This is a genomic window from Hyphomicrobium sp. DMF-1 (assembly GCF_027886585.1).
GTDB classification, from domain to species: domain Bacteria; phylum Pseudomonadota; class Alphaproteobacteria; order Rhizobiales; family Hyphomicrobiaceae; genus Hyphomicrobium_C; species Hyphomicrobium_C zavarzinii.
In genome coordinates, this window is record NZ_CP115706.1 from 747,501 (window position 1) to 769,141 (window position 21,641).

Sequence of the window (21,641 nt, forward strand, 5' to 3'; positions counted from 1 at the left end):
CAGGTTGGTCGGAAATCAACCGTCGAGTGCAATGGCATAAGCCCGCCTGACTGCGAGACTGACAAGTCGAGCAGAGTCGAAAGACGGTCATAGTGATCCGGTGGTTCTGTGTGGAAGGGCCATCGCTCAACGGATAAAAGGTACGCCGGGGATAACAGGCTGATGATTCCCAAGAGTCCATATCGACGGAATCGTTTGGCACCTCGATGTCGGCTCATCTCATCCTGGGGCTGGAGCAGGTCCCAAGGGTATGGCTGTTCGCCATTTAAAGAGGTACGTGAGCTGGGTTCAGAACGTCGCGAGACAGTTCGGTCCCTATCTGCCGTAGGCGTAGGAGAATTGAGAGGATCTGACTCTAGTACGAGAGGACCGAGTTGGACGCACCTCTGGTGGACCTGTTGTCGCGCCAGCGGCACAGCAGGGTAGCTATGTGCGGACGGGATAACCGCTGAAGGCATCTAAGCGGGAAACCCACCTCGAGACGAGTTCTCCCTTGAGAGCCGTTGTAGACCACAACGTTGATAGGCCGGGTGTGGAAGTACAGCAATGTATGGAGCTTACCGGTACTAATAGCTCAATCGAACTTCGATCGCTCTCATTAAGCAATGCTCATCTTGGATCTCACGCAGCATGTCCGCGCTGACGCGCAGACTGCTCCGATGGGGCGGCATTTATGCCGGCGCGCCTTGTGCGCTCGGGCTTTGGCCTGAGTGACGGCGCGCGAAGATGAGCGTAGGAGCAAGCACGGAAAGACCAGAAATTCGCTACACGCTTCCGCTGACCTGGTGATTATGGCGGGGTGGCTGCACCCGATCCCATTCCGAACTCGGCCGTGAAACGCCCCAGCGCCAATGGTACTTCGTCTTAAGACGCGGGAGAGTAGGTCGTCGCCAGGTCTGCCGAAGCGTGCTGCGAATTCGAGTTCATCATCCTCTTCACAATGAAATTTAAAACGCCGCCTTGGCTCACGCCGAGGCGGCGTTTTTCGTTGTTTTGCGGCCCCGCTGCGGCGGCCGTGCCTGCTCAGGTGGCTGAGATGAGGGCGAGGCCCACCAGAGCGGCGATCGACATTGCCGTCGACAGGTTGATGTCGCCGAATTCTCGCACTTTGATCTCGCGGATAACCTCGCGGGTCTCGACGCCGCCGCGCGCCTCCGGCTCGCGAGCTCGTATCCAGTTCCAGAAAAATTTGAAGAACGTTTGCGAGCGGCGCCAGATCTCGAAAGGCGCGCGCTTCCACCCATATTTAACTCCGTAGATGGCGACTATGAGAACAGCGATCTGGAGGAGCGTCGAGACCCATCCGCTTATCAGAAACCAGATCAGCGACCAGGCAAATCCGACGGCCGACAGGATAAAAGAAAACAGCCAAGCAAGGATGTCCATGAAGCTCCACCCGCGGAAAACGTCGGCGCCGGTTGTCGGCTCGCGGAAACGTTACGGCCCACTCTGCAACCGGGTTCGCCCATTTCCGTAATGGTTGATGCACATACGCATTCCCTGAGGTGTGACAATGTTGTTCTCGAGAAAAAATACTGAAATGCCGACGCGAGAGACCGCGCTCGCGGGGCGTTCCGCGCCGCTTCGCACGGCAGACGAGCACTTCATCTTTGGGCGGCCGCTCAAGGGGCCATACCCGGATGGCCTCGAGACGGCGATGTTCGGTTTGGGCTGCTTCTGGGGCGCAGAGCGGAAGTTCTGGCAGCTCGGAGCCGGGATTTGGGTCACGGCCGTTGGGTACGCCGGCGGTTTTACCCCGAACGCGACGTATGAGGAGGTGTGCACGGGGCGCACGGGGCACAACGAGGTGGTGCTGGTGGTGTTCGATCCCAAGGTCATTTCCTATGACGCGCTGCTCAAGACGTTTTGGGAAAATCACAATCCCACGCAGGGCATGCGGCAGGGAAACGATGTCGGTACGCAATACCGGTCCGGGATTTATGTTTTCTCGGATGCGCAGCGCAAAACGGCGGAGGCCTCGAAGGCTTCCTTTCAGGAGCGCCTTTCATCTGCCGGATTTGGAAGGATTACGACCGAGGTTCTGCCGGCGCCGGAGTTCTTTTTTGCGGAGGATTATCACCAGCAGTACCTCGCCAAGGTGCCCCACGGCTATTGCGGCCTCGGCGGCACGGGCGTGACCTGCGCCGCACCGACCGGTGTCGACGCGGCGTGAGGTAAACTCTGTTATTATTCAGATGGTTGAGGTCGCGCCGATGGTCAATTTCGGTGCGACCTTGATGCGCTCGATTCTTCTCCACCGAGACGCCATTGTTTGGCGGCTGCATTTTGCGGCCGCTTGGGCCAGCGCGCTCTCACAGGATTGGCGCGCTACGGATCTGATTCAAATTTACCCAATTCACCATTGACTTAGTGCGCTGCACAATTTGGCCCTTATTGTGCAGTGAATGAACCAATTGATAAGCAAAAGACGAGGGTGTCATGAGCGCAAAGCGTTCCCTTTTGGCTTGTGCCGGTTTCGTGGCGGCGACGGTTGCTGCCGCTGAGGACTTCAAGATGCCGCCGGAGGTGACGCCGCAGTTGCGCGCGGCCTGCGAGACGGATGTCCGCCGGCTCTGCATTGGGCAAAATCCCACGGTTGCGAAGGTGAAGCGTTGCGTCGCGCTCAAGTATTTCCAGCTTGGCCGCAAGTGCCAGGTGGAGCTCGCGTCGCTCGGTTTCGGCGGGCGCTGAGCGCCCCTCCCACCTTCGGCTTCTTTCCCTGAAATGCCTATCGGCCGTCCGTTCGGGCGGCTTCTTTGTTTATCGGGCCGAAACGACGCCCTTCTTTTTTGCGGCTTTGGTGGCTGTTCACGTCTGTGTGATCAGGAATATCTCCCCGCCATTATAGGAAAATGCCCCCTCGCTGTTCTGGTATAACATCCCTACCGTGCTTTCCGTTGGTGAGGGCATTCCGCGGGGACGTTTCCAATGGAGTCGTCCTGGCGTTTGGCGCTCATCAGCGCTTGTTTCTTGAAAACCAGGGAGCAGACGAGCGGTTCGACTGGGAGATTTTCCTGCGAATTCTGCAGGCTCACAGTCAAGAGACCTCCAAGAGTCTCGATCGCATCCGAAATGCCAAAAATTCGCGTGGCGCGCCGTTTCGCATGAGGCTCCGAGGAGCGCCTTGTGCAGCGGATGGCGCAGCTTTGCCTGGTGAGCGCGAGAAGCGAGCCTCTGTAGCTAGGAGAGGAGACCGCAATGACTCATAAGCTAGGCCTGCTCGCGGGCGGCCTCATGCTCGCGATGCTGGGGATGTCCGCCCCCGCGTTTGCGAACGACGAGGTCGACAAGCGCGCGGCCGACCCCAATCAGTGGGCCGCGCCCGGACGCGACAACCACCTGACACGTCACTCGCCACTCAAGGACATCAACACCGAAAACGTCGGCAAGCTGCAGATGGTGTGGTCGCAGTCGACGGGCGCGCTGCGCGGCCATGAAGGCCAGCCGCTGTTCATCGAGGACGTCGGCGGCAAGCCGATGCTGTTCTTCGTTTCGGGCTGCCCCAACATGGCTCAGTGCAACATTGCACAGGGCATCGACCTTTCGGACCCCGACAATCCGAAGCAGATCTGGAACTACGTGAAGACGACGGACCGCGATGAATCGGCCGTGCCGCGCGCCTGCTGCGACACTGTCAACCGTGGCCCTGCCTTCGCCGACGGCAAGCTCTACTACGGTACGCTCGACGGCTTCCTCATCGCGCTCGATGCCGCGACCGGCAAGGAAGTGTGGGTGGTGAAGCACGCCTGGCCCGAGAAGGGCGAGACGAGCACCAGCGCTCCTCTGATCGCCGACAACGTCGTGATCCTCGGCTTCGGCGGCGACGAGTTCGCAGCTCGCGGTCGTGTTACGGCTTACGATCTCAAGGACGGCAAGAAGGTCTGGGAGTGCCACTCGACGGGCTCCGACAAGGACGTGTGCCTGACGCCCGAGACCAACAAGGCCAACCCGCACTACGGCACGGCCGGCAAGGACCTCGGCATCCACACGCACGTCGGCGAGGACTACAAGATCGGCGGCGGCGCGGCGTGGGCCTGGTTCAGCTACGATCCCGAGCTGAAGCTCGTGTATTACTCGACCGGTAACCCGGGTCTCTGGAGCCCCGCCTACCGCTGCTCGAAGAAGACGCACGAGGAGTGCAACACGGGCGAGTTCGACAACAAGTGGTCGATGACCATTTTCGCCCGCAAGGTGGACACCGGCGAGGCCGTCTGGGCTTACCAGATGACGCCCTTCGACCAGTGGGACTATGACGGCGTGAACGAGAACATCCTCGTCGACATGGACGTGGACGGAAAGAAGCGCAAAGCGCTCGTTCACTTCGACCGTAACGGCTTCGCCTACGTTCTCGACCGTGCGGACGGCACGCTGCTGCGCGCCCACAAGTACGTGACCGTGGACTGGGCCGAGAAGGTCGATCTCAAGACCGGCCGTCCGGTCAAGGTTCGCGAGCACTCGCCGCTCGAGCGTGGCCGCAACGTCTCGGCTTGCCCGTCGGCGATGGGCGGCAAGGACCAGCAGCCTTGCGCTGTCGATCCCGCGGAGCCGACCAAGTTCTATTGCCCCACCAACAACTGGTGCATGGAGCTCGAGCCGCAGGAGCGCACGCACACGCAGCAGGGCACGGTCTACGTGTTCGCCAACGTGTTCATGTATCCGGAGAAGCCCGGCACGACGGGCAAGATCAAGAAGTTCGACGTGCTGACCGGCACTGCGGACTGGGAGATTCCGGATCCGTATCCGAACTGGGGCGGCACGATGGTGACCGATGGCGGACTCGTGTTCTACGGTTCGCTGGGTGGTGACTTCCGCGCTGTCGATCGCAAGTCGGGCAAGATCCTCTGGCACCGCAAACTTGCCTCCGGCATCATCGGCAACCCGATCACCTACAAGGTGAAAGGCAAGCAGTACGTCTCGATCCTGGCCGGCATCGGCGGCTGGATCGGCGTGCCGGTGACGGCAGGCCTCGATCTCAACGACAAGTTCGGTGCGATCGGCGCGACGGCGATGACCAAGGCCGCCAACCTCGACAAGATCCCGCAGGCGGGCACGCTGTTCACCTTCCGGGTCTTCGAGTGATCACACGCTGAAAAGGAAACGCCCGGCGTCGACGACGCCGGGCGTTTTTGCTGTCTCGGATCGGGAAAGATGGCTCGGGATCAACGGAACTTGATCAACCGGAGCAGGTTGATTGCCTTGTAGGCCCGTGATCGCAACGATATAGAGTTACAATAATTCGCATGTACGAGAAGCGCGTGACGGTGCAGCGGTTCCCTATTCTGACGTCGATCCTCGCGGCGGGAGCCTTTCTGGGCTTTGCCGCCGTTGCGGCGTCCGCCGAAGAGCCGGGCTTTCGGGCGAACAAAGAGTTCGACGAGCTGACTGCCGCGGAAAAGACGGCGGCGCGGGCGGCAGGCAAGAAGGTTTTCGAATCCAAGAATTTCGGCGCGCTTCGCGTCTGTGGCGACCCTGGCAACATGCCGCTTTCGGCGATGGACGGCGGGGGCTTCCAGAACAAGATCATGGCCGTGCTCGCAAAATCGATGGGCGCGGAGGTGATCAACTTCTGGCGGCCCTATCTCGAGCGCGGCATCACACGCCAGACGTTCGAGACCAACGATTGCGACGTGCTCGTCGATATGCCGAGCGCCTACGGCGGGGTGCTGACGACGGTTCCGGTCTATCGCACGACTTATGTTCTCGCCTGGCGCAGCGATCGCGGGCTCGACATCAAGGGGCTCGACGATCCGAAGCTGCGCGATCTCAAAATCGGCGTCTATCAGACATCGGCGATCCGCGAGGTTCTGAAGCGGCGCGGGCTCAGCACCAACGTGGTGGTGCATACGGTGAGCCACAACGGCGACCTGCTGCCCGAGCAGCAGCCGACCTATCAGGTCCAGCAGGTCATCGATGGCAAGCTGGACGTTGCAGCCGTGTGGGGGCCGTTCGCGGGCTGGTTTCCGAAGATGAAGGGGGAGCCGCTGTCGGTTCTGCCCGTCAATCTCATGGATGATGACGTCCCGCTCGAGTTCGATCTTTCGCTTGGCGTGCGGCCGACCAACGTCGTGCTCAAGTATGCGCTCGACTACGCGCTGGAAGCCAACCGCGCCGAGATCGAGAATATCCTGCGCGACTTCGGCGTGCCGCTGGTTTCGTGCAGCAAATGCGTGGTGCCGGGCGATCTGCCTTCGCATGGCTCCTATACCAAGCCATTCGAGGTGAGCGAGGGGCCGAAAGTCGAGGCATCGCCCGATCAGCGGGTGACGCGGGAGCGGCTCGAGGCGTGGCTCGCTGAAGGCGCAGACGTGCAGGCGGAGCTCGCGAACGCGGTGCTGGCGGCGGACGAGGAGCGTATCCGTTTCCTCGTAGAGAAGGGAGCCGACATCAACAAGCCCGACGCGCAGGGCTATGGCGCGCTGCAGAGCGCGGCGCGCAACCGCAGCGACAAGATCATTCCCTTACTTGTTTCTCTCAAGGCCGACGTGAACGGGCGCGACAAGGACGGCTTCACTGCGCTGATCCATGCCGCGCAACGTAATCATGTGCCGTCCATCCGCGTGCTGGTGGCCAACGGCGCGGATATCGAAGCCTCCGTCGATGGCGGGTTCGGCCCCCTGTCGCTCGCGATCGAGGACGGGAAGCTCCTGGCGGCGAAGGCGTTGATCGAGCTCGGCGCCAATGTCAACGCCGCAGCGGGCACGGATCGCGTTACGCCGATCATGGTGACGGCCAGCCAGCTCGCGGTGGGCGAAGCAGCCAAGGAGATCGAGCGGCGGCAGGGGCTGAGGTCCACGGATATCGCGACGGCGCTCATCGAGCGGGGCGCGAACGTCAACGCCGTAAACGCGCAGGGCGTCAGCGCCTTGATGATCGCGGCCGCGCGCGGGAACATTCCGATGATCGGTCTGCTGTTGGAGGCGGGCGCGGATCCAAGCCTCAAGTCGAAAGCCGGCAAGACGGCGATCGATGTGGCGCGGGAGAACCTCAACGAGGACGCCGTGAAGTCGATCACGCTGTTCGAGGCGACCATTTCCGAGCGGTCACAGTCGCGCGGCGGAAAGGAGAAGCTTTGAAAAGCTCACGCCTGGCCCGCGCTTTTTTTGGAAATCTCTGCAAGCACGGGGAGAGAGGCGCAGGTGCCTCACTGCAACTCAACTGAAACTTCGAGGCGGATATCAATTGCCATGAAACGAGGGACCTAAACGTGAAAAGCAATTTCCTCACCCTGCTGCTCGCCGCAGCGGTTTCGAGCGGAGCCTTCGCGGCCGTCTGCGCCGCCGCCGACGAGCCTGCACCGGCTGCCAAGACGGAGCCCGCCGAGGCGGAGAAGAAGTCAGACGCGGCAGCTCCGGCCGCGGCCGACGCCGCCGGCGGCGCGCCGATGAAGCCGATCGACCGCGTGAACGCGACGGAGAAGGGCAAGCTCAAGAATCCCTTCGATTACAAGGATCCCAAGATCGTCGAGGAAGGCCACAAGATCTACATGGGTCTCTCCTGCAACGGCTGCCACGGTGGTGGCGGCGGCGGCGGCATGTGCCCGCCCTTGACCAACGAGACCTGGGTCTACGGCGGTGACGACGATACGCTGTTCCGCCTGATCGTGCTCGGCAGCCAGGAGCTGCAGAAGCACGGCTATGCGCGCAAGGGGCAAGAGGGCGTCGTGGGCCCGATGCCGCCCTACAAGGATCTGATCGACGACGAAGCCAAGCTCTGGAAGGCGATCGTTTGGATCCGCAGTGTCTGGAAGGGCCGCGAAGAAAAGAAGGTGTGGTGAGATGACCGCTTGGCGGCTGATGAACTTGGGCAAACGTATCACGCTCGGCTCGGCGGCCGCTGCAGCAGTTCTTCTGGGGTGGCTCGCGACCGTTCAGACGGCGCGGGCCATTCCGGAGGCCCCCACGGAAGCGGCGCCCGGCGCGCTCGTGACGAAGATCATGTTCGTCGGAAAGCGCTATGCCGAGCCGCCGCCTCTTTCTCTTCTCGACAAGGTTCTGACCGACGAGGGTCTGCAGGGCGCACGCCTCGCGATCAAAGAAAACAACATGACCGGGCGGCTGGTCGAGCAGCACTTCGAGCTGGTCGAGGTGATGGCCGGAGAGACGGAGGACATCGTCCCCAAAGTGCGGGCCGAGCTTGCCAATGGACACAAGCTCATCGTCGCCGATCTGGAGCCGTCCGACCTCTTGGCTGTCGCGGATCTTGCCGAAGCCAAGAACGCCGTCATCTTCAACGCCCGCTCGAGCAGCGACGATCTTCGCCAGCAGGAATGCCGGGTGAACGTGTTCCACATCACCCCCAACTGGGCGATGCGGGCGGATGCACTGGCACAATATCTCATCTGGAAGAAGTGGCGCCGCTGGCTCCTGGTCTACGGTACGACGCCGGGTGACAAGGAGTATGTGGCGGCGATCAAGCGCGCTGCGCAGAAGTTCGGCGCGAAGATCGTGGAGGAGCGCCCTTACGAGTTCGATGCCGGATCGCGGCGGACCGACTCGGGGCATCAGCAGATCCAGACGCAGATGCCTCTGCTCACGCAGGGGGCCCCGGAGTACGACGTGATCTTCGTCTCGGATGTGGGCGAGGCGTTCGGCGACTATCTCATGTTCCGCACCTACGAGCCACGCCCCGTCGTCGGCTCGCAGGGACTGCAGGCCGTGGCCTGGCACCGCTCGTTCGAACAGTATGCCGGCACGCAGCTCCAGAACCGTTTCGAGAAGCAGGCCAAGCGCGTGATGACCGAGCGCGACTACACCGCCTGGCTCGGCGTGCGCGTGGTGGGTGAAGCCGTGACGCGGACGGCGAAGAACACGCCGGAGGACGTGAACGCTTACATCCTGTCCAAGGATTTCGAGGTGGCCGGCTTCAAGGGGCTTGGCCTCACCTTCCGCAGCTGGGATCATCAGATGCGCCAGCCGATCCTGCTCTCGGGGCCGCGCGCGCTGGTTTCGATCTCGCCGCAGGAGGGCTTCCTGCATCAGAAGCACGTGGCCGACACTCTGGGCTTCGACGAGCCTGAAACGAAGTGCCGGATCTCAAAAAAATAATCCGAGGAGAGGAACCCCATGACGCGTATCCTGGCTGCTGCAACCATGGCGGCGGCGCTCGTATCCTTGTCTGTGTCGTCCACTTTCGCGGCGACCATTTTCGTTTCTAACGAGAAGGACAACACGGTCACGGTGCTCGATAGCGAGACGCTCAAGGTCGTGAAAGTGATCCCGACCGGCGCGCGCCCGCGCGGCATGGTGCTCACACCTGATTTCAAGGAGCTTCTCGTCTGTGTGGGCGACGACAACCGACTGGATGTCGTCGATACGGAAAAGCTAGAGGTGGTGCGGACGCTCGAATCCGGTCCTGATCCGGAACTGCTCGACGTGGACCCCAAGGGCGAGCGGATCTACATCGCCAACGAGGACGAAGGGTACGTCACCGTCATCGAGCGCGTGAGCGGGAAGGTGCTCGCCGAGATTCCGGTGGGCGTCGAGCCCGAGGGCATGGCCGTGTCGCCGGACAACAAGTTCACGGTCGCCACGTCCGAGCAGACGAGCATGGCGCATTTCATCGACAACGAGACGTTCAAGGTGACGGCGAACGTGCTCGTCGACACGCGGCCGCGCGTTGCGGAGTTCACGCGGGACGGCAAGCTCGTGTGGGTGTCGGCGGAGATCGGCGGCACGGTTGCGGTCATCGATCCCGTGACGCGCAAGATCGTAAAGAAGTTCGGTTTTGAGATCCCGGGCGTTCGCCGCGAGCTGATCCAGCCGATGGGCATCCGCTTCACCAAGGATGGCAAGACGGCCTTCGTTGCGCTCTCGACTGCGAACCGCGTGGCGGTGGTGGATGTTGAGACCTATACGCCCAAGCATTACATCCTGGTCGGCCAGCGGCCCTGGCACATGGCGCTCTCGCCGGATGGCGCGAAGCTCTACGTGGCCAACGGGCTCACCAACGACATGACGGTGGTGGATGTGGCAAGCCTCAAGCCCGAGAAGTCGGTGCCGGTGGGCCGCCTGCCGTGGGGTGTTCTGGTGAAGCCCTGAGGGCATCAGCGGCGGACTGCAGATAGATGCGGGCTACGCGCTGGGGCGGTTGGTCGTCGTGAATGCGGCGCGCGGGCGGTGCTGCGTCTTCTCCCAGATGTAGGGCGTGAAGGCGAGCTGGAACAGCGCGCGATAAGCGGCCAGCGACACGAGCAGCCAATAGACGGGCATCAGCAAAGCCGAAATCGCGAGCCTCTGGCGTCCGCGGCCGGCGACGGCCACACAACCCAAAGCCACGCCGGAGACATAGCCGAGCACCAGGTTGGTGAGCCCGATGACTTTCACCGCGTCTGACAGTGTGTGGTGGTGCGGCGCGCTCAATGGGCCGAACGCCAGCTCGGCCGCCATGACGGCATAGAACCACGGGTGCACCAGGGCGGAGAGGATGACGCCGCCCATCAGCACTTGAAGCCCGAAGAACTGGAGCCAACCGAGGTCGCGGGCGGTCCGCACCGGGTTTCTCATGTGGACCAGGTAGGTCTGCATCCAGCCCTTGAGCCAGCGGGTACGCTGCTTCAGCCAGGTGCGGAAGGTGGCGGGTGCCTCCTCCCAGGTGGTCGAGGTGAGCACCTTCACGGTCCATCCGCTGCGCGCGAGGCGGATGCCGAGGTCGGCGTCCTCGGTCACGTTGAAGGGATCCCAGCCGCCAACCTCTTCCAGAACTGCGCGTGGAAAATGGTTCGAGGTGCCCCCGAGCGGGACCGGCAGCGCCAGCCGCTGGAGCGTGGGGAGGAGGCAGTCGAACAGCACCGTGTATTCGATTGCGAACTGGCGGGTCAGCCAGTTCTCCTCCGCGTTGAGGACGTTGAGGCGGGCCTGGACGCAACCGAGATGCGGGCTCGCCGCGATCAGGCGTGAGGCGCGCCGCAACTGGTCCGGCTCCGGCACATCCTCCGCGTCGTAGACGACGACCAGATCGCCGGTCGCGCGTCGAAGAGCGTAATTGAGCGCGCGGGGCTTCGTGCGTGGCTTTCCGTCCGGCACGACGACGATGGAGACGTGATCAGGCAGCGGCGTCTCGGTCACCGCGCGGCGGGTTGCCGTGTCCGTCTCCTCGAGGATCAAAAGGATCTGAAGCCGCTCTGCCGGATAGTCGATGGCGGAGAGCGCCGAGACGAGGTCGCGCACGATGCCGGCTTCGTCGTAGAGCGGAACGAGCAGCGTGTAGCGCGGCAGCTCGACCGGGTGGGTTTCAATATCCTGTTCAGCGGCGTGGCTCTTGCTGCCGAAGGCGGTGTGCCAAAGGGCAGCGGTGCGGAGCGCGACAACGCAAAAGAACGGCAGAACGAGAAGGGCTGCGAGGGCAAATATGAGCTGATCGAGCGCGATGAGCGCGGCGGCGAGACATGCGGGAGGGAGAAGGGCGAGCGTCCACTTCTGCCATCTCCACGCCGCTTCTCCGGCGGAAAGCTCGGGGTGGCTTCGGCGGAGGCTGTTGACGGCGTGGTCGAGGTCGCCGCGCTCGCGCGAGCTATCCCAAGCCGGAACGTTCTGGGGACTGCGCGAGGTGCCGAGGATGTTCGCTCGCGCCGCCGCCGCATCTCGTTGCAGCGGCATGTCCGGGCCTCGGGGCTCCGGGTCCCAACTGCCGTCGAAATCTTGAGGCACCCTCGTCCCCCGAAGCGCTCGGCTTTATGCGCGCGATTTTCGGCCGCGCGCAGATGTAATGATCTTGCCATATTGCTTTCGATGTTAAATAGGGAGATTGCGTTTGCGCCGTTTCTCTTCGAGAGGCCTGCTGCATCATGACGTCCGAGACATCTCATTGCGTTGCAGCACGCGGCGCGGCGGGAACGCGAGGCAGGGCGCTTGCGTGGGCGATGGCGTGTTTCTGTCTGCTCGCCGGTGTGGGCCTCCTCGCCGCATCTGGCCACGGGCAAGAGAAGAGCGTCATTCCGGGCGCCGCCGAGGAAGCCGCGCCGGCGGAGCCTCGCCGCTTCGTCATCCGCTTTCTCACCGAGGGTGAGTTTCCGCCTTTCAACTACTACGACGACGAGGGCGTGCTCTCGGGCTTCAACGTCGATCTGGCGCGCGCGATCTGCCTCGAGGTGGGGGCGGCCTGCGATATCAAAGTGCGCCCCTGGGAGGAATTGCTGATCGGCTTGCGGCGCGGCGATGCGGATGCCGTGATCGCGGCGCACATGGTCACGGCCACCAGCCTCGCGGAGGTCGATTTTTCCGATCGCTATTTCTACACGCCCGGGCGTTTCGTCAGCCGGACCGGGAGCGGAATCACGGACATCAGCCCCGACGCGCTCGACGGCGTCAGCATCGGCGTGGCGAAAGGGACGGCGCACGAGGCATTCGTCAAAGCGTTCTTCCGCGACAGCCGGATCGTGCTGTTCGAGAACCCGGAGCTCGCGCGTGAGGGCCTGCAGCAGGGCAAGGTGGATTTGATCTTCGGAGATGCGATCAGCCTCGCGTTCTGGCTCAACGGGTCGCTCTCGCGGCAGTGCTGCGAGTTCAAGGGGGACGCGTTCCTGGAGCCCAAGTACTTCGGGGACGGGCTCGCGGTTGCGCTGCCGCGCAACGATCCACAGATCAAAACTCTGATCAACGGCGCCTTGAAGCGGGTCCGGCAAAGCGGGCGTTTCCAGGAGCTCGTCGAGCGCTATTTCCCGGTCCGCATTTACTAAGACCGGCGCAAACGTTGCGGTTGGGGCACGCCGCGGTGTCGCGGGCCGGCCATTGTCATACTCCTGAAATGCAAATCCCTTTGTAAGGGAGCCTAAGGATACCCGCAGACGACGCGGATCGGAGGCTTGCCGATGGGGATCGAACGCTCATACCGGACACTGTTCATTTCGGATGTGCATCTCGGGACACGTGCCTCTCAAGCCGAAATGCTCCTCGACTTCCTCAAATATAACGACGCTCAGACGATCTATCTGGTTGGCGACATTCTCGATTTCTGGCGGATCAAGCGCGGCGCGATCTGGCCTCAGGCGCACAACGACGTGCTGCAGAAGCTCTTGCGCAAAGTCCGCAAGGGCACGCGGGTGATCTATATCCCCGGCAACCACGATGAAGGCATCCGCGACTACGCGGGCATGCACTTCGGCGGGATCGAGATCGAGCGGCAGGCCTTTCACACCACGGCCGACGGACGCCGCTTTATCGTGCTGCACGGCGATGAGTACGACGTGGTGGTGCGCTACGCGCGCTGGCTCGCGTTCCTCGGAGATCGCGGCTACGAGCTCGCGCTGTGGTCCAACTGGCCGCTGAACTTCATCCGGCGCCGGCTGGGGCTCGGCTACTGGTCGCTCTCGGCTTACCTCAAGCATCGCGTGAAGACGGCGGTGAGCTTCATCGGCGAGTTCGAGAAGAACCTGGCGGAGGAAGCGTGCCGGCATCAGGTGGATGGCGTGATCTGTGGGCACATCCATCACGCGGCCAGCCGGGATATCGGCGGCGTTCACTACATCAATACCGGCGATTGGGTCGAAAGCTGCACGGCGGTGGGCGAGACCGAAACCGGCGAGATGGAGCTGATCCGGTGGCTGGATGTGGTGCGCGAGCGTAGAGAGGCTCCCGTGGCGGATGCGGCGCTTCAGGCCGCCTGATGCGAATCCTGCTCGCAACCGACGCCTGGAGCCCTCAGATCAACGGCGTCGTGCGCACCTATCAGCGGCTCGCCCACGAGCTTCAGCTCATCGGGTCCGAGCTGGTGGTGCTGGGGCCCGAGAATTTCCGCCGCGTGCCCTGTCCGAGCTATCCCGAGATCGGCCTTGCCGTGCCGGATCAGCGCCATTGCTCGAAGCTGATCGAGAATGCTCGGGTGGATGCAATCCACATCGCGACTGAAGGCCCCGTCGGCTGGATGGCGCGCGCACACTGTCTGCGCCGGCGCCTGCCGTTCACGAGCAGCTTTCACACGCGGTTCGCGGATTACGTGAGCGCGCGCTGGCCCATTCCTGAGTCCTGGGTCTATGCGTTCCAGCGCCGCTTCCATGCCCGCAGCGCGGGCGTAATGGTGGCGACCGAGAGCTTTGCCGCCGATCTCAGGCGGCGTGGCTTCGAGCGGCTGCTTCCCTGGACGCGCGGCGTGGATACGGCATTGTTTCGTCCCCGGCCGGTGCGGCTCTTCGGAGAGGGGCCGGTTTTTCTCTATGCGGGCCGCGTGGCGGTGGAGAAGAATATCGAGGCGTTTCTGCGTCTCGATCTCCCCGGCATTAAAGTCGTCGTGGGGGATGGGCCGCAGCTCGCGGAGCTCGAAGCGCAGTATCCGGAAGTGATTTTCACGGGCGTGCGTGAAGGCGAGGGGCTTGCCGCCTGCTACGCCTCGGCGGACGTTTTCGTGTTTCCGAGCCTCACCGATACGTTCGGCATGGTGATGCTGGAGGCGATGGCGAGCGGTGTTCCGGTCGCGGCGTTTCCGGCGATCGGTCCGAAAGATCTCGTCACGTCCGGCGTCTCCGGCATTTTGAGCGATGATCTCAGGACGGCCGCACTCGCCGCGCAGGCGCTCGACCGGGCGCAGGTGCGCGAAAAGGCAATGGCATTCACGTGGCAGGCGGCCGCCAAGCTCTTTCTCGCGAACATCGACACTGCGCTCGCGCAGGCGCGCCAGCGCGGCGATAGCGTCTCGCGGAATTTCCCCATGGCACGCGCCAGGTCAGTCTAGGCCTGCGTCCGCCGGGGCCTTGCGGCTCTGTCTTCTTACAAATTCTCAATTCTCAGGAATTGCTCTGGCCAGCGATTCTGAATTGGCTATGCTCACCCGCTCTCGGGAAGGAAAGGCGCACGGTTTGCTCGCTCGCCAGCCCGCAGGAATACACGCTCAGGCACGGCTGCGCGGGTGGGGGGACCGGGCTTTCATGTCATCTCGTTGGATGCTCGGCGTGCATGGACTTGCTGTGTTGCTGCTCTTGCCGCTTGCAGCGGATGCGGCAGCGGCCAAGTGCCGGATACGCAATCCGGACGTGTCGATCGCGGGTGTGATGCTGACGGATGCGGAAAGCGCAATCGCGGTCGTGGGCAGCAACGCGAAACTGATCGAGAGCGAGGACGATCTTCCGCACGCGCGCTTCGTCTCGACCAATGGCGTCGAAGAGTTGGTGCTGTTCGCGCCCTACGGAGCGGTGGCGGACGAATATGCCGAAGCCGAGGTGCGGTATGCGGGGCCCGAGGCGCTGGTGCTCAAGGATCTGCCGATCGAGAGCTTCAAGACGGGCCGGGGTGTTCAGCTCGGCATGAGCGTCGCGGAGGTCCAGGCGCTGTTCGGAACGTGCTTCAAGTCACGCCAGAAGACGGGACCGGATCTGTTTTTCGAATACGAAATCGAAAAGGCCGATCGCGATCCCGAACTGACGAAGTTCGGCTTTCCCGTCTATTACGCGGAATACGAGTTCAAGAACGGCAAGCTCGTGCGTTACCGCTTCGGGTTTGCCTTTCCCTGAAAGACCGGCTCGGGACTGGTCTTGAGAGCGGGCTCTCGACCGCTCGTCTCAGCGAGGGCGGCGCGGTCCGCCGCCGGGGCCAACCGAGGACGGAGGGGGACCCGAACGGGCGTCCTTATGGCGGAAGTTGATGCGACCCTTCGTGAGGTCGTAAGGCGTCATCTCGACGGTGACCTTGTCGCCGGCGAGAATGCGAATGCGGTTCTTCTTCATGCGCCCGGACGTGTAGGCGATGACCTCGTGTCCATTGTCGAGCTTCACGCGGCAGCGGGCGTCGGGCAGCACCTCCTCCACCACACCTTCGAACTCGAGCATCTCTTCTTTCGCCATTCACACTCCCTGGGCGATCCCGACAGCAATCAAAGTAAGTATAGAGGATACTTCAGCCCTGCCGATGGCAACGGCGCGAGCCGACAGAACATGGCCTCATTACGATCTTGCAAAAGCAACGGGGAGCAGACACCGCCGCTCCCCGTGCTCGTCCGTTTTCTCTTGGCTCAGAGCGGACGCAGGTTGACGGCAGCGATCTTGCCGTTGCGCCCACGCTCGGTCTCGTACGCGATCTTCTGGCCTTCGCGGAGAGTCTGCAGCCCGGCGCGCTCTACGGCCGAGATATGCACGAACACATCAGCCCCGCCTTCTTCGGGCTGAATGAATCCATACCCCTTTTGACCGTTGAACCACTTTACAGTGCCGTTCGACATTATAGTGCCTCCAAAGCATCGTCATATCTCCGGACCCGATGACCGGAGAGTCATCAAATCGCGCGATGGAGACTTCTAGTTTCAGCGTGGGGCGCTGTCGCAGAGTGAACCAAGGCGTGTTCGATGGCCTTATATGAACCGGCTTTTCTATAAAGGCAAGATGTTGCACGGGGACGGAGGAGCATGATCTCGAAGCTGTTTTACCGTCGGTAAATTGAACAGCATGAGTAAATGAACGCGTTTCTGTAGCACATCTCTGGTGTCTGCTCTTTATCCGGGCACTAATTCTATGACGAAGGCGCAAGAGCGAGAATAGAGGCAAGTCCCTCTTTCAGATCGGTCTAAGCAACTTATGTAACGCGCTCTCCCGGCTGGGTTATTTTTTTTTGGATCAAACTTCGGGTTTTCCCGGAGCCGCCTCCCGTCCGGGGGCGGGCAACCTGCTTTCAAGGGCAGTTGCAAATGCGAAGACACGCCCGTATAAGTCCCGGCTGAGCCGCCCGGCGGGGCATGCCGTGGCGGCTTTTCATGCTTTTACTATCCGCGCTTTCCGCAAAAAGCGTCCCTCCTCCCGTGGCGAACCGCCTGGCGAGGCGGAGGGTTTGTCCAGCCGTTCGCGGCCGGACTGCGGAGCGCTTCGAACTCAAGGAGAGCAAAATGCCCAAGATGAAGACCAAGAGCGGCGCCAAAAAGCGCTTCAAGATGACTGGCACCGGCAAGGTGAAGGCGGCTGCCCAGGGCAAACGCCACGGCATGATCAAGCGTCACGCGAAGTTCATTCGCGACGCGCGCGGCACCATGGTGCTGAACGACAGCGATGCGAAGATCGTCAAGAAATACATGCCCTACGCCCGCTGAGCTCAAGTCGAGCTCGCCTCAGTCCATTCCAGTCATTAAGGAAGCAAATCCATGGCTCGTGTAAAACGCGGTGTTACCGCTCACGCCAAGCATAAAAAGGTTCTGAAGGCCGCCAAGGGCTACTATGGCCGCCGCAAGAGCACCATCCGCGTCGCCAAGCAGGCCGTCGAGAAGGCGCTGCAGTACGGCTATCGCGACCGCAAGCGCCGCAAGCGCACGTTCCGCGCGCTCTGGATCCAGCGCATCAACGCTGCCACCCGCGAGCACGGCCTGACCTACGGCCGATTTATTCATGGCCTCTCGAAGGCCGGTATCGACATCGACCGCAAGGTGCTGGCGGATCTCGCCGTTCGCGATGCGGCTGCCTTCAAGGCGCTCGTCGAACAGGCGGCTGCAGCGGCAGGCAAGGCTGCCTGACCTTTCGTTTCGTGCTCGATAGTCTTGGCCGCGCGATGTCCGGGGTGACGCCCCGGTTTCGGCGGCCTTTTCCTACGCCGCCCACCCAAGGGCCACTGATGGCAGGCATGGCATGACTGGCACGACCGAACTCGACACTCTAAAGGACGAGCTTCTGGGGCAGATCGCGGCGGCGAAGGATCTTGCGCAGCTCGAGGCGGTGCGCGTCGCGGCGCTCGGCAAGAAGGGGCGCATTGCCGAGCAGATGTCCAAGCTCGCGACGCTGCCGCCCGATCAGCGCAAGGCCTTCGGCGCCGCAAACAACGCGGTGAAGGAGGCGGTTACCCAGTCGCTCGAGGCGCGCAAGACGGATCTCGAGGCGGCCGCTCTCGAAGCCCGGCTCGAGAGCGAGCGGGCGGACGTGACGCTTCCTGTGCGGGCGGGACCGGAGGCGCTGGGGCGCATCCATCCGGTAAGCCAGGTGTTCGACGAATGCGTCGAGATCTTCGCCGATCTCGGTTTCGATGTGGCCGAGGGGCCGGATATCGAGACCGACGACATGAACTTCACCAAGCTCAACATTCCGGCCGAGCATCCCGCGCGGCAGGAGCATGACACCTTCTATTTTCCGGCCAAGCCCGACGGCTCGCGCCTGCTCCTGCGCACGCATACGAGCCCGGTGCAGATCCGCACCATGGAGAGCCGTAAGCCGCCGATCCGCATCATCGCGCCGGGGCGCGTCTACCGCTGCGACAGCGATCAGACGCACACGCCGATGTTCCACCAGATCGAGGGGCTCGTCATCGACGAGACGACCCACATGGGACATCTCAAGTGGGTGCTCGAGGAGTTCTGCAAGGCGTTCTTCGAGGTGTCGGACGTGAAGATGCGCTTCCGCGCTTCGCACTTTCCTTTCACGGAGCCTTCGATGGAGGTCGACATCGGCGCGGAGGCGATCGGCAAGCCCGGCCAGTGGCTCGAAATTCTCGGCTGCGGCATGGTGCATCCGAATGTGCTCAGGAACTGCGGTCTCGATCCCGAAAAGTACCAGGGCTTCGCCTTCGGCATGGGCCTCGACCGGCTCACGATGCTGAAATACGGCGTGCCGGACCTACGCGCGTTCTTCTCGGCGGATCTGAGGTGGCTGCGCCATTACGGCTTCTCCGTGCTCGACGTGCCGACGCTCGGCGGCGGACTCTCCTCTTAGGCGGCGCGCGTGGGTTCACCCCGATGAGATCCAGGATCGCCGCTTTCTCGCTCTGCCTCCTCGGCGCTCTCGCTTCGGGCGGGGGCGCGGCGCGAATTGCGGAAGCGGGGGACGGGCGTGAGTCTGTTTCGCTTGCGCGCGCCGACCGGGAGCATCTGCTGGCCGGCATGCGCCGCTATCTCGACAGCGTCCAGGGCATCGTAGACGGTCTCGCACGCAGCAACATGGCTGCGGTGGCGGAAAGTGCGCGCAAAGCTGGCGCGGCCATGGTGTCGGATATCTCGCTCGTGGCGATCGTCGGCTTGCCGCCGGATTTTCTGCTGGCCAGCATGGCGACGCATCAGAAGTTCGACGAGCTTGCAGACGAGGCGAAGGCGGGGGCGACGCGGATGGCCGTGCTCGACAAGCTCAGCGGAATTCTGGCGACCTGCAACGCCTGCCACGAGACTTATCGCGTCGCGATCCGGTGACGCAGCCGGGCATCCGGCGGTTGTTTTTCGCCTCGGGCCACATGGGCTCGGGCGACTACGGTCTAGAGAGGAAAGACGTCCATGAAGTTCACGCTCTCCTGGCTCAAGGATCATCTCAAGACCAAGGCGACGGTCGAGGAGATCTCGACCAAGCTGTCGGCCATCGGGCTCGAGGTCGAGAGCGTCGAGGATCCGGCCGCGAAGCTCGGCGCGTTCCGCGTCGCGCGCATCGTGGAGGCCAAGAGGCATCCCAACGCCGACAAGCTGCAGGTGGTGCAGGTCGAGGTGGAGAAGGGCCAGCCGCTGTTCGAGGTGGTGTGCGGAGCGCCCAATGCGCGCGCCGGCATGATCAGCGTGTTCGCGCCGCTTGGCACTTACATCCCGGGCTCCAAGATCACGCTCGAGAAGAAGCCGGTGCGGGGCGTCGTCTCCAACGGCATGATGTGCTCGGCGGCGGAGCTCGAGCTCGCTGAGGACAGCGAGGGTATCCTGGATCTTCCGGCCGAGCTCGCCGAGCAGGTGGGCGCGCGCTACATCGACGTAGCGGGCCTCAACGATCCCGTGTTCGAGGTGAAGCTCACGCCCAACCGTCCGGACTGCACGGGCGTGCGCGGCATTGCGCGCGATCTCGCGGCGGCAGGGCTCGGCACGCTCAAGGACGAGAAGACGATCTCCGGTGTCGAGGGCAGCTTCGACAATCCGGTCGCGGTGAAGCTCGACTTCGCGAACGGCACGGAGGATGCGTGCCCGGTGTTCGCGGCGCGTCTCGTCAAGGGCGTCAGCAACGGGCCGTCGCCGGAGTGGCTGCAGAACCGGCTCAAGGCCGTGGGGCTTCGGCCGATCAATGCGCTGGTCGACGTCACCAACTACATCAGCCAGGATCGCGGGCGTCCGCTGCACGTCTATGATGCGGACAAGCTCAAGGGCGCAGTGCGGGCGCGGCTTGGCAAGGGGGGCGAGACGTTCCAGGGCCTCGACGGCAAGGAGCACACCGTCGACGAGACGATGTGCGTGATCGCGGACGACAGCGGTCCGCTCGGCCTCGGCGGCATCATCGGCGGGGAGGCGTCGGGCTCGACCGAGACGACGACAAACGTGCTGATCGAGAGCGCCTACTTCGATCCGCTGCGCACGGCGGCGACCGGCCGCAAGACCGGGCTCGTCACCGATGCGCGCTACCGGTTCGAGCGCGGCGTCGATCCCGAGAGCGTGCTGCCGGGGCTCGATCTCGCGACGCAGATGATCCTCAAGCTCTGCGGCGGTAAGCCATCCAAGGCGACGGTTGCCGGGCGCGTGCCGGATACCAAGCGGGCGATCGTGTTCGAGCTTGCCCGCGTGGAGAAGCTTTCCGGCCTTTCGCTGCCGGCGGACGAGATCAAGACGATCCTGGAGACGCTCGGATGCGTGCTGGTGGGCGGGGGCGAGACGCTCGAGGTCACGCCGCCGTCGTGGCGCCCGGACATTCATGGCTCGGCGGATCTCGTCGAGGAAGTGGTGCGCATCGCGGGCATCGATCGCGTGCCGGCGACGGCGCTGCCGCGCATGAGCGGCGTGTCGCGGGCGGTGCTCACCGACAAGCAGAAGCGCGCCCGGCGCGCACGCCGGCTGCTCGCTGCACGCGGCCTCGTCGAGGCGGTGACGTGGTCGTTCCTTCCCAAGGATCAGGCTGACGCGTTCGGGACGGGTGCTACGCTCGTCGAGCTTGCCAATCCGATCTCGGTCGATCTCGCCGTAATGCGTCCGAGCCTGCTGCCGGGCCTGCTGACCGCCGTCGAGCGCAACCGCAATCGCGGGTTCGCGGACGTCGCGCTGTTCGAGCTGGGGCAGGCCTATCGGGGCGACAAGCCGGAGGATCAATACCTTGCGGCGGCAGGCGTGCGGGCCGGAACGGCCGGTGTCTCAGGTGGCGGGCGCCATTGGGACAGCAAGGCTCAGGCAGTTTCGGTGTTCGATGCCAAGGCCGATGCGGCCGCCGTGCTCGCGGCGCTCGGTATCGACGCAGGCAAGGCCCAGGTCACGCGCGATGCGCCCGCCTGGTATCATCCGGGCCGGTCGGGCACGCTGCGGCTCGGGCCCAAGACCGTGCTCGCGCATTTCGGCGAGCTGCATCCGCGGACGCTTGCGGGCCTCGACGTCGAAGGCCCTGTCGTGGGCTTCGAAGTGTTCCTGGATGCGCTGCCGCCCGAGAAGAAGAAGGGCCGCGCCAAAGCGCCGTTCGCGCAATCGGATCTGCTGCCCGTGCGGCGCGACTTCGCGTTCGTTCTCGATCGCGGCGTCAATGCAGGCGATGTGGTGCGCGCCGCGCTGGGTGCCGACAAGGCGCTGATCTCGGGCGTCTCGGTGTTCGACGTGTTCGAGGGGGGCGCGCTCGCGGCAGAGGGCAAGAAGTCGGTTGCGATCGAAGTGACGCTGCAGCCGACCTCGGAAACGCTGACCGACAAGGACATCGAGGCCATCTCCCAGAAGGTCATCGCGGATGTGAAGAAGGCCACTGGCGGAGAAATCCGGAGCTAGGACGTTTCAATTTCTCCGGCATCACCGCCGCCGCCTCTCTGTCTCGGATTGATGTC

Annotated in this window: 20 protein-coding genes and 2 rRNA genes (1 of these 22 only partly in view); 18 read left to right on the top strand and 4 right to left on the bottom strand. The window is 63.3% G+C overall.

The genetic code is table 11. The features are described 5' to 3' along the window. Together PE058_RS03320 and rrf are read left to right on the top strand one after the other, a co-directional pair. Positions 1–593: ribosomal RNA gene (locus PE058_RS03320) — 23S ribosomal RNA — on the top strand (it extends 2,221 nt beyond the left edge of the window). 188 nt (positions 594–781) lie between these two features. Continuing rightward, positions 782–896 (top strand): 5S ribosomal RNA (gene rrf / locus PE058_RS03325). 127 nt (positions 897–1,023) lie between these two features. On the opposite strand, the gene PE058_RS03330 is transcribed toward rrf, so the two are convergent. Continuing rightward, positions 1,024–1,386 carry a hypothetical protein gene (locus PE058_RS03330; RefSeq protein ID WP_020084045.1) on the bottom strand — a complete coding sequence of 121 codons (363 nt, stop codon included), beginning with the start codon at positions 1,384–1,386 and terminating at the stop codon, positions 1,024–1,026. 127 nt (positions 1,387–1,513) lie between these two features. Between PE058_RS03330 and msrA the strand changes: the two genes are divergently transcribed. The 7 genes from msrA (at position 1,514) to PE058_RS03365 (ending at position 10,037) form a co-directional block, all read left to right on the top strand. Beyond that, positions 1,514–2,173: a peptide-methionine (S)-S-oxide reductase MsrA gene (gene msrA, locus PE058_RS03335; RefSeq protein ID WP_271029830.1), complete on the top strand. Its 660-nt coding sequence runs from the start codon at positions 1,514–1,516 to the stop codon at positions 2,171–2,173. A gap of 266 nt (positions 2,174–2,439) precedes the next feature. Further along, positions 2,440–2,691, top strand: coding sequence for a hypothetical protein (locus PE058_RS03340; protein ID WP_271029831.1), 252 nt, complete (start codon positions 2,440–2,442; stop codon positions 2,689–2,691). Between the two features lie 507 nt (positions 2,692–3,198). Further along, the gene (locus tag PE058_RS03345) at positions 3,199–5,079 is read left to right on the top strand and encodes a PQQ-dependent dehydrogenase, methanol/ethanol family (RefSeq protein ID WP_271029832.1); all 1,881 of its coding nucleotides are present in this window, start codon (positions 3,199–3,201) and stop codon (positions 5,077–5,079) included. 161 nt (positions 5,080–5,240) lie between these two features. Continuing rightward, complete coding sequence (locus PE058_RS03350) at positions 5,241–7,073, top strand: quinoprotein dehydrogenase-associated putative ABC transporter substrate-binding protein (RefSeq protein ID WP_271029833.1); 1,833 nt, start codon at positions 5,241–5,243, stop codon at positions 7,071–7,073. A gap of 131 nt (positions 7,074–7,204) precedes the next feature. Next, a complete protein-coding gene (locus PE058_RS03355) occupies positions 7,205–7,774 on the top strand; it encodes a c-type cytochrome (protein ID WP_020084050.1) in 570 nt (189 codons plus the stop codon). A 1-nt stretch (position 7,775) separates the two neighbouring features. Further along, complete coding sequence (locus PE058_RS03360) at positions 7,776–9,044, top strand: ABC transporter substrate-binding protein (RefSeq protein ID WP_020084051.1); 1,269 nt, start codon at positions 7,776–7,778, stop codon at positions 9,042–9,044. 18 nt (positions 9,045–9,062) lie between these two features. Next, positions 9,063–10,037: a PQQ-dependent catabolism-associated beta-propeller protein gene (locus PE058_RS03365; RefSeq protein ID WP_020084052.1), complete on the top strand. Its 975-nt coding sequence runs from the start codon at positions 9,063–9,065 to the stop codon at positions 10,035–10,037. Between the two features lie 33 nt (positions 10,038–10,070). On the opposite strand, the gene PE058_RS03370 is transcribed toward PE058_RS03365, so the two are convergent. Next, positions 10,071–11,594, bottom strand: a complete 1,524-nt coding sequence (locus PE058_RS03370) for a glycosyltransferase (RefSeq protein WP_271029834.1) — start codon at positions 11,592–11,594, stop codon at positions 10,071–10,073. Between the two features lie 188 nt (positions 11,595–11,782). On the opposite strand from PE058_RS03370, the gene PE058_RS03375 reads away from it, so the two are divergent. From PE058_RS03375 to PE058_RS03390, 4 genes are all read left to right on the top strand, one after another. Further along, positions 11,783–12,673 (top strand): transporter substrate-binding domain-containing protein, encoded by an 891-nt coding sequence (locus PE058_RS03375; protein ID WP_245257597.1) that lies wholly within the window; start codon positions 11,783–11,785, stop codon positions 12,671–12,673. Positions 12,674–12,805: 132 nt separating this feature from the next. Further along, the gene (locus PE058_RS03380) at positions 12,806–13,600 is read left to right on the top strand and encodes a UDP-2,3-diacylglucosamine diphosphatase (protein WP_271029835.1); all 795 of its coding nucleotides are present in this window, start codon (positions 12,806–12,808) and stop codon (positions 13,598–13,600) included. Beyond that, positions 13,600–14,661, top strand: coding sequence for a glycosyltransferase family 4 protein (locus PE058_RS03385; protein ID WP_020084056.1), 1,062 nt, complete (start codon positions 13,600–13,602; stop codon positions 14,659–14,661). The genes PE058_RS03380 and PE058_RS03385 overlap by 1 nt, the downstream gene beginning before the upstream one ends. A gap of 193 nt (positions 14,662–14,854) precedes the next feature. Further along, positions 14,855–15,436: a hypothetical protein gene (locus PE058_RS03390; RefSeq protein ID WP_156827161.1), complete on the top strand. Its 582-nt coding sequence runs from the start codon at positions 14,855–14,857 to the stop codon at positions 15,434–15,436. A gap of 48 nt (positions 15,437–15,484) precedes the next feature. Here PE058_RS03390 and infA read toward each other — a convergent pair whose 3' ends face one another. Together infA and PE058_RS03400 are read right to left on the bottom strand one after the other, a co-directional pair. Further along, the gene (gene infA / locus PE058_RS03395) at positions 15,485–15,766 is read right to left on the bottom strand and encodes a translation initiation factor IF-1 (protein WP_026867740.1); all 282 of its coding nucleotides are present in this window, start codon (positions 15,764–15,766) and stop codon (positions 15,485–15,487) included. 167 nt (positions 15,767–15,933) lie between these two features. Next, a complete protein-coding gene (locus PE058_RS03400) occupies positions 15,934–16,140 on the bottom strand; it encodes a cold-shock protein (RefSeq protein WP_020084059.1) in 207 nt (68 codons plus the stop codon). Positions 16,141–16,797: 657 nt separating this feature from the next. Between PE058_RS03400 and rpmI the strand changes: the two genes are divergently transcribed. From rpmI to pheT, 5 genes are all read left to right on the top strand, one after another. Beyond that, positions 16,798–16,998 (top strand): 50S ribosomal protein L35, encoded by a 201-nt coding sequence (gene rpmI / locus PE058_RS03405; protein WP_020084060.1) that lies wholly within the window; start codon positions 16,798–16,800, stop codon positions 16,996–16,998. 51 nt (positions 16,999–17,049) lie between these two features. Beyond that, positions 17,050–17,415 carry a 50S ribosomal protein L20 gene (gene rplT / locus PE058_RS03410; RefSeq protein ID WP_020084061.1) on the top strand — a complete coding sequence of 122 codons (366 nt, stop codon included), beginning with the start codon at positions 17,050–17,052 and terminating at the stop codon, positions 17,413–17,415. Between the two features lie 112 nt (positions 17,416–17,527). Further along, positions 17,528–18,601 (top strand): phenylalanine--tRNA ligase subunit alpha, encoded by a 1,074-nt coding sequence (gene pheS / locus PE058_RS03415; protein ID WP_020084062.1) that lies wholly within the window; start codon positions 17,528–17,530, stop codon positions 18,599–18,601. Positions 18,602–18,624: 23 nt separating this feature from the next. Continuing rightward, complete coding sequence (locus PE058_RS03420; RefSeq protein WP_020084063.1) at positions 18,625–19,071, top strand: cytochrome c; 447 nt, start codon at positions 18,625–18,627, stop codon at positions 19,069–19,071. 81 nt (positions 19,072–19,152) lie between these two features. Further along, positions 19,153–21,585: a phenylalanine--tRNA ligase subunit beta gene (gene pheT, locus PE058_RS03425; RefSeq protein ID WP_271029836.1), complete on the top strand. Its 2,433-nt coding sequence runs from the start codon at positions 19,153–19,155 to the stop codon at positions 21,583–21,585. Positions 21,586–21,641: the final 56 nt, after the last annotated feature.

Bases quoted from the DNA above. Each gene is read 5' to 3' on its own strand.
- PE058_RS03330 (WP_020084045.1), bottom strand. From the start codon at position 1,386: ATGGACATCCTTGCTTGGCTGTTTTCTTTTATCCTGTCGGCCGTCGGA.
- msrA (WP_271029830.1), top strand. From the start codon at position 1,514: ATGTTGTTCTCGAGAAAAAATACTGAAATGCCGACGCGAGAGACCGCG.
- PE058_RS03340 (WP_271029831.1), top strand. From the start codon at position 2,440: ATGAGCGCAAAGCGTTCCCTTTTGGCTTGTGCCGGTTTCGTGGCGGCG.
- PE058_RS03345 (WP_271029832.1), top strand. From the start codon at position 3,199: ATGACTCATAAGCTAGGCCTGCTCGCGGGCGGCCTCATGCTCGCGATG.
- PE058_RS03350 (WP_271029833.1), top strand. From the start codon at position 5,241: ATGTACGAGAAGCGCGTGACGGTGCAGCGGTTCCCTATTCTGACGTCG.
- PE058_RS03360 (WP_020084051.1), top strand. From the start codon at position 7,776: ATGACCGCTTGGCGGCTGATGAACTTGGGCAAACGTATCACGCTCGGC.
- PE058_RS03365 (WP_020084052.1), top strand. From the start codon at position 9,063: ATGACGCGTATCCTGGCTGCTGCAACCATGGCGGCGGCGCTCGTATCC.
- PE058_RS03370 (WP_271029834.1), bottom strand. From the start codon at position 11,594: ATGCCGCTGCAACGAGATGCGGCGGCGGCGCGAGCGAACATCCTCGGC.
- PE058_RS03375 (WP_245257597.1), top strand. From the start codon at position 11,783: ATGACGTCCGAGACATCTCATTGCGTTGCAGCACGCGGCGCGGCGGGA.
- PE058_RS03380 (WP_271029835.1), top strand. From the start codon at position 12,806: ATGGGGATCGAACGCTCATACCGGACACTGTTCATTTCGGATGTGCAT.
- PE058_RS03385 (WP_020084056.1), top strand. From the start codon at position 13,600: ATGCGAATCCTGCTCGCAACCGACGCCTGGAGCCCTCAGATCAACGGC.
- PE058_RS03390 (WP_156827161.1), top strand. From the start codon at position 14,855: ATGTCATCTCGTTGGATGCTCGGCGTGCATGGACTTGCTGTGTTGCTG.
- infA (WP_026867740.1), bottom strand. From the start codon at position 15,766: ATGGCGAAAGAAGAGATGCTCGAGTTCGAAGGTGTGGTGGAGGAGGTG.
- PE058_RS03400 (WP_020084059.1), bottom strand. From the start codon at position 16,140: ATGTCGAACGGCACTGTAAAGTGGTTCAACGGTCAAAAGGGGTATGGA.
- rpmI (WP_020084060.1), top strand. From the start codon at position 16,798: ATGCCCAAGATGAAGACCAAGAGCGGCGCCAAAAAGCGCTTCAAGATG.
- rplT (WP_020084061.1), top strand. From the start codon at position 17,050: ATGGCTCGTGTAAAACGCGGTGTTACCGCTCACGCCAAGCATAAAAAG.
- pheS (WP_020084062.1), top strand. From the start codon at position 17,528: ATGACTGGCACGACCGAACTCGACACTCTAAAGGACGAGCTTCTGGGG.
- PE058_RS03420 (WP_020084063.1), top strand. From the start codon at position 18,625: ATGAGATCCAGGATCGCCGCTTTCTCGCTCTGCCTCCTCGGCGCTCTC.
- pheT (WP_271029836.1), top strand. From the start codon at position 19,153: ATGAAGTTCACGCTCTCCTGGCTCAAGGATCATCTCAAGACCAAGGCG.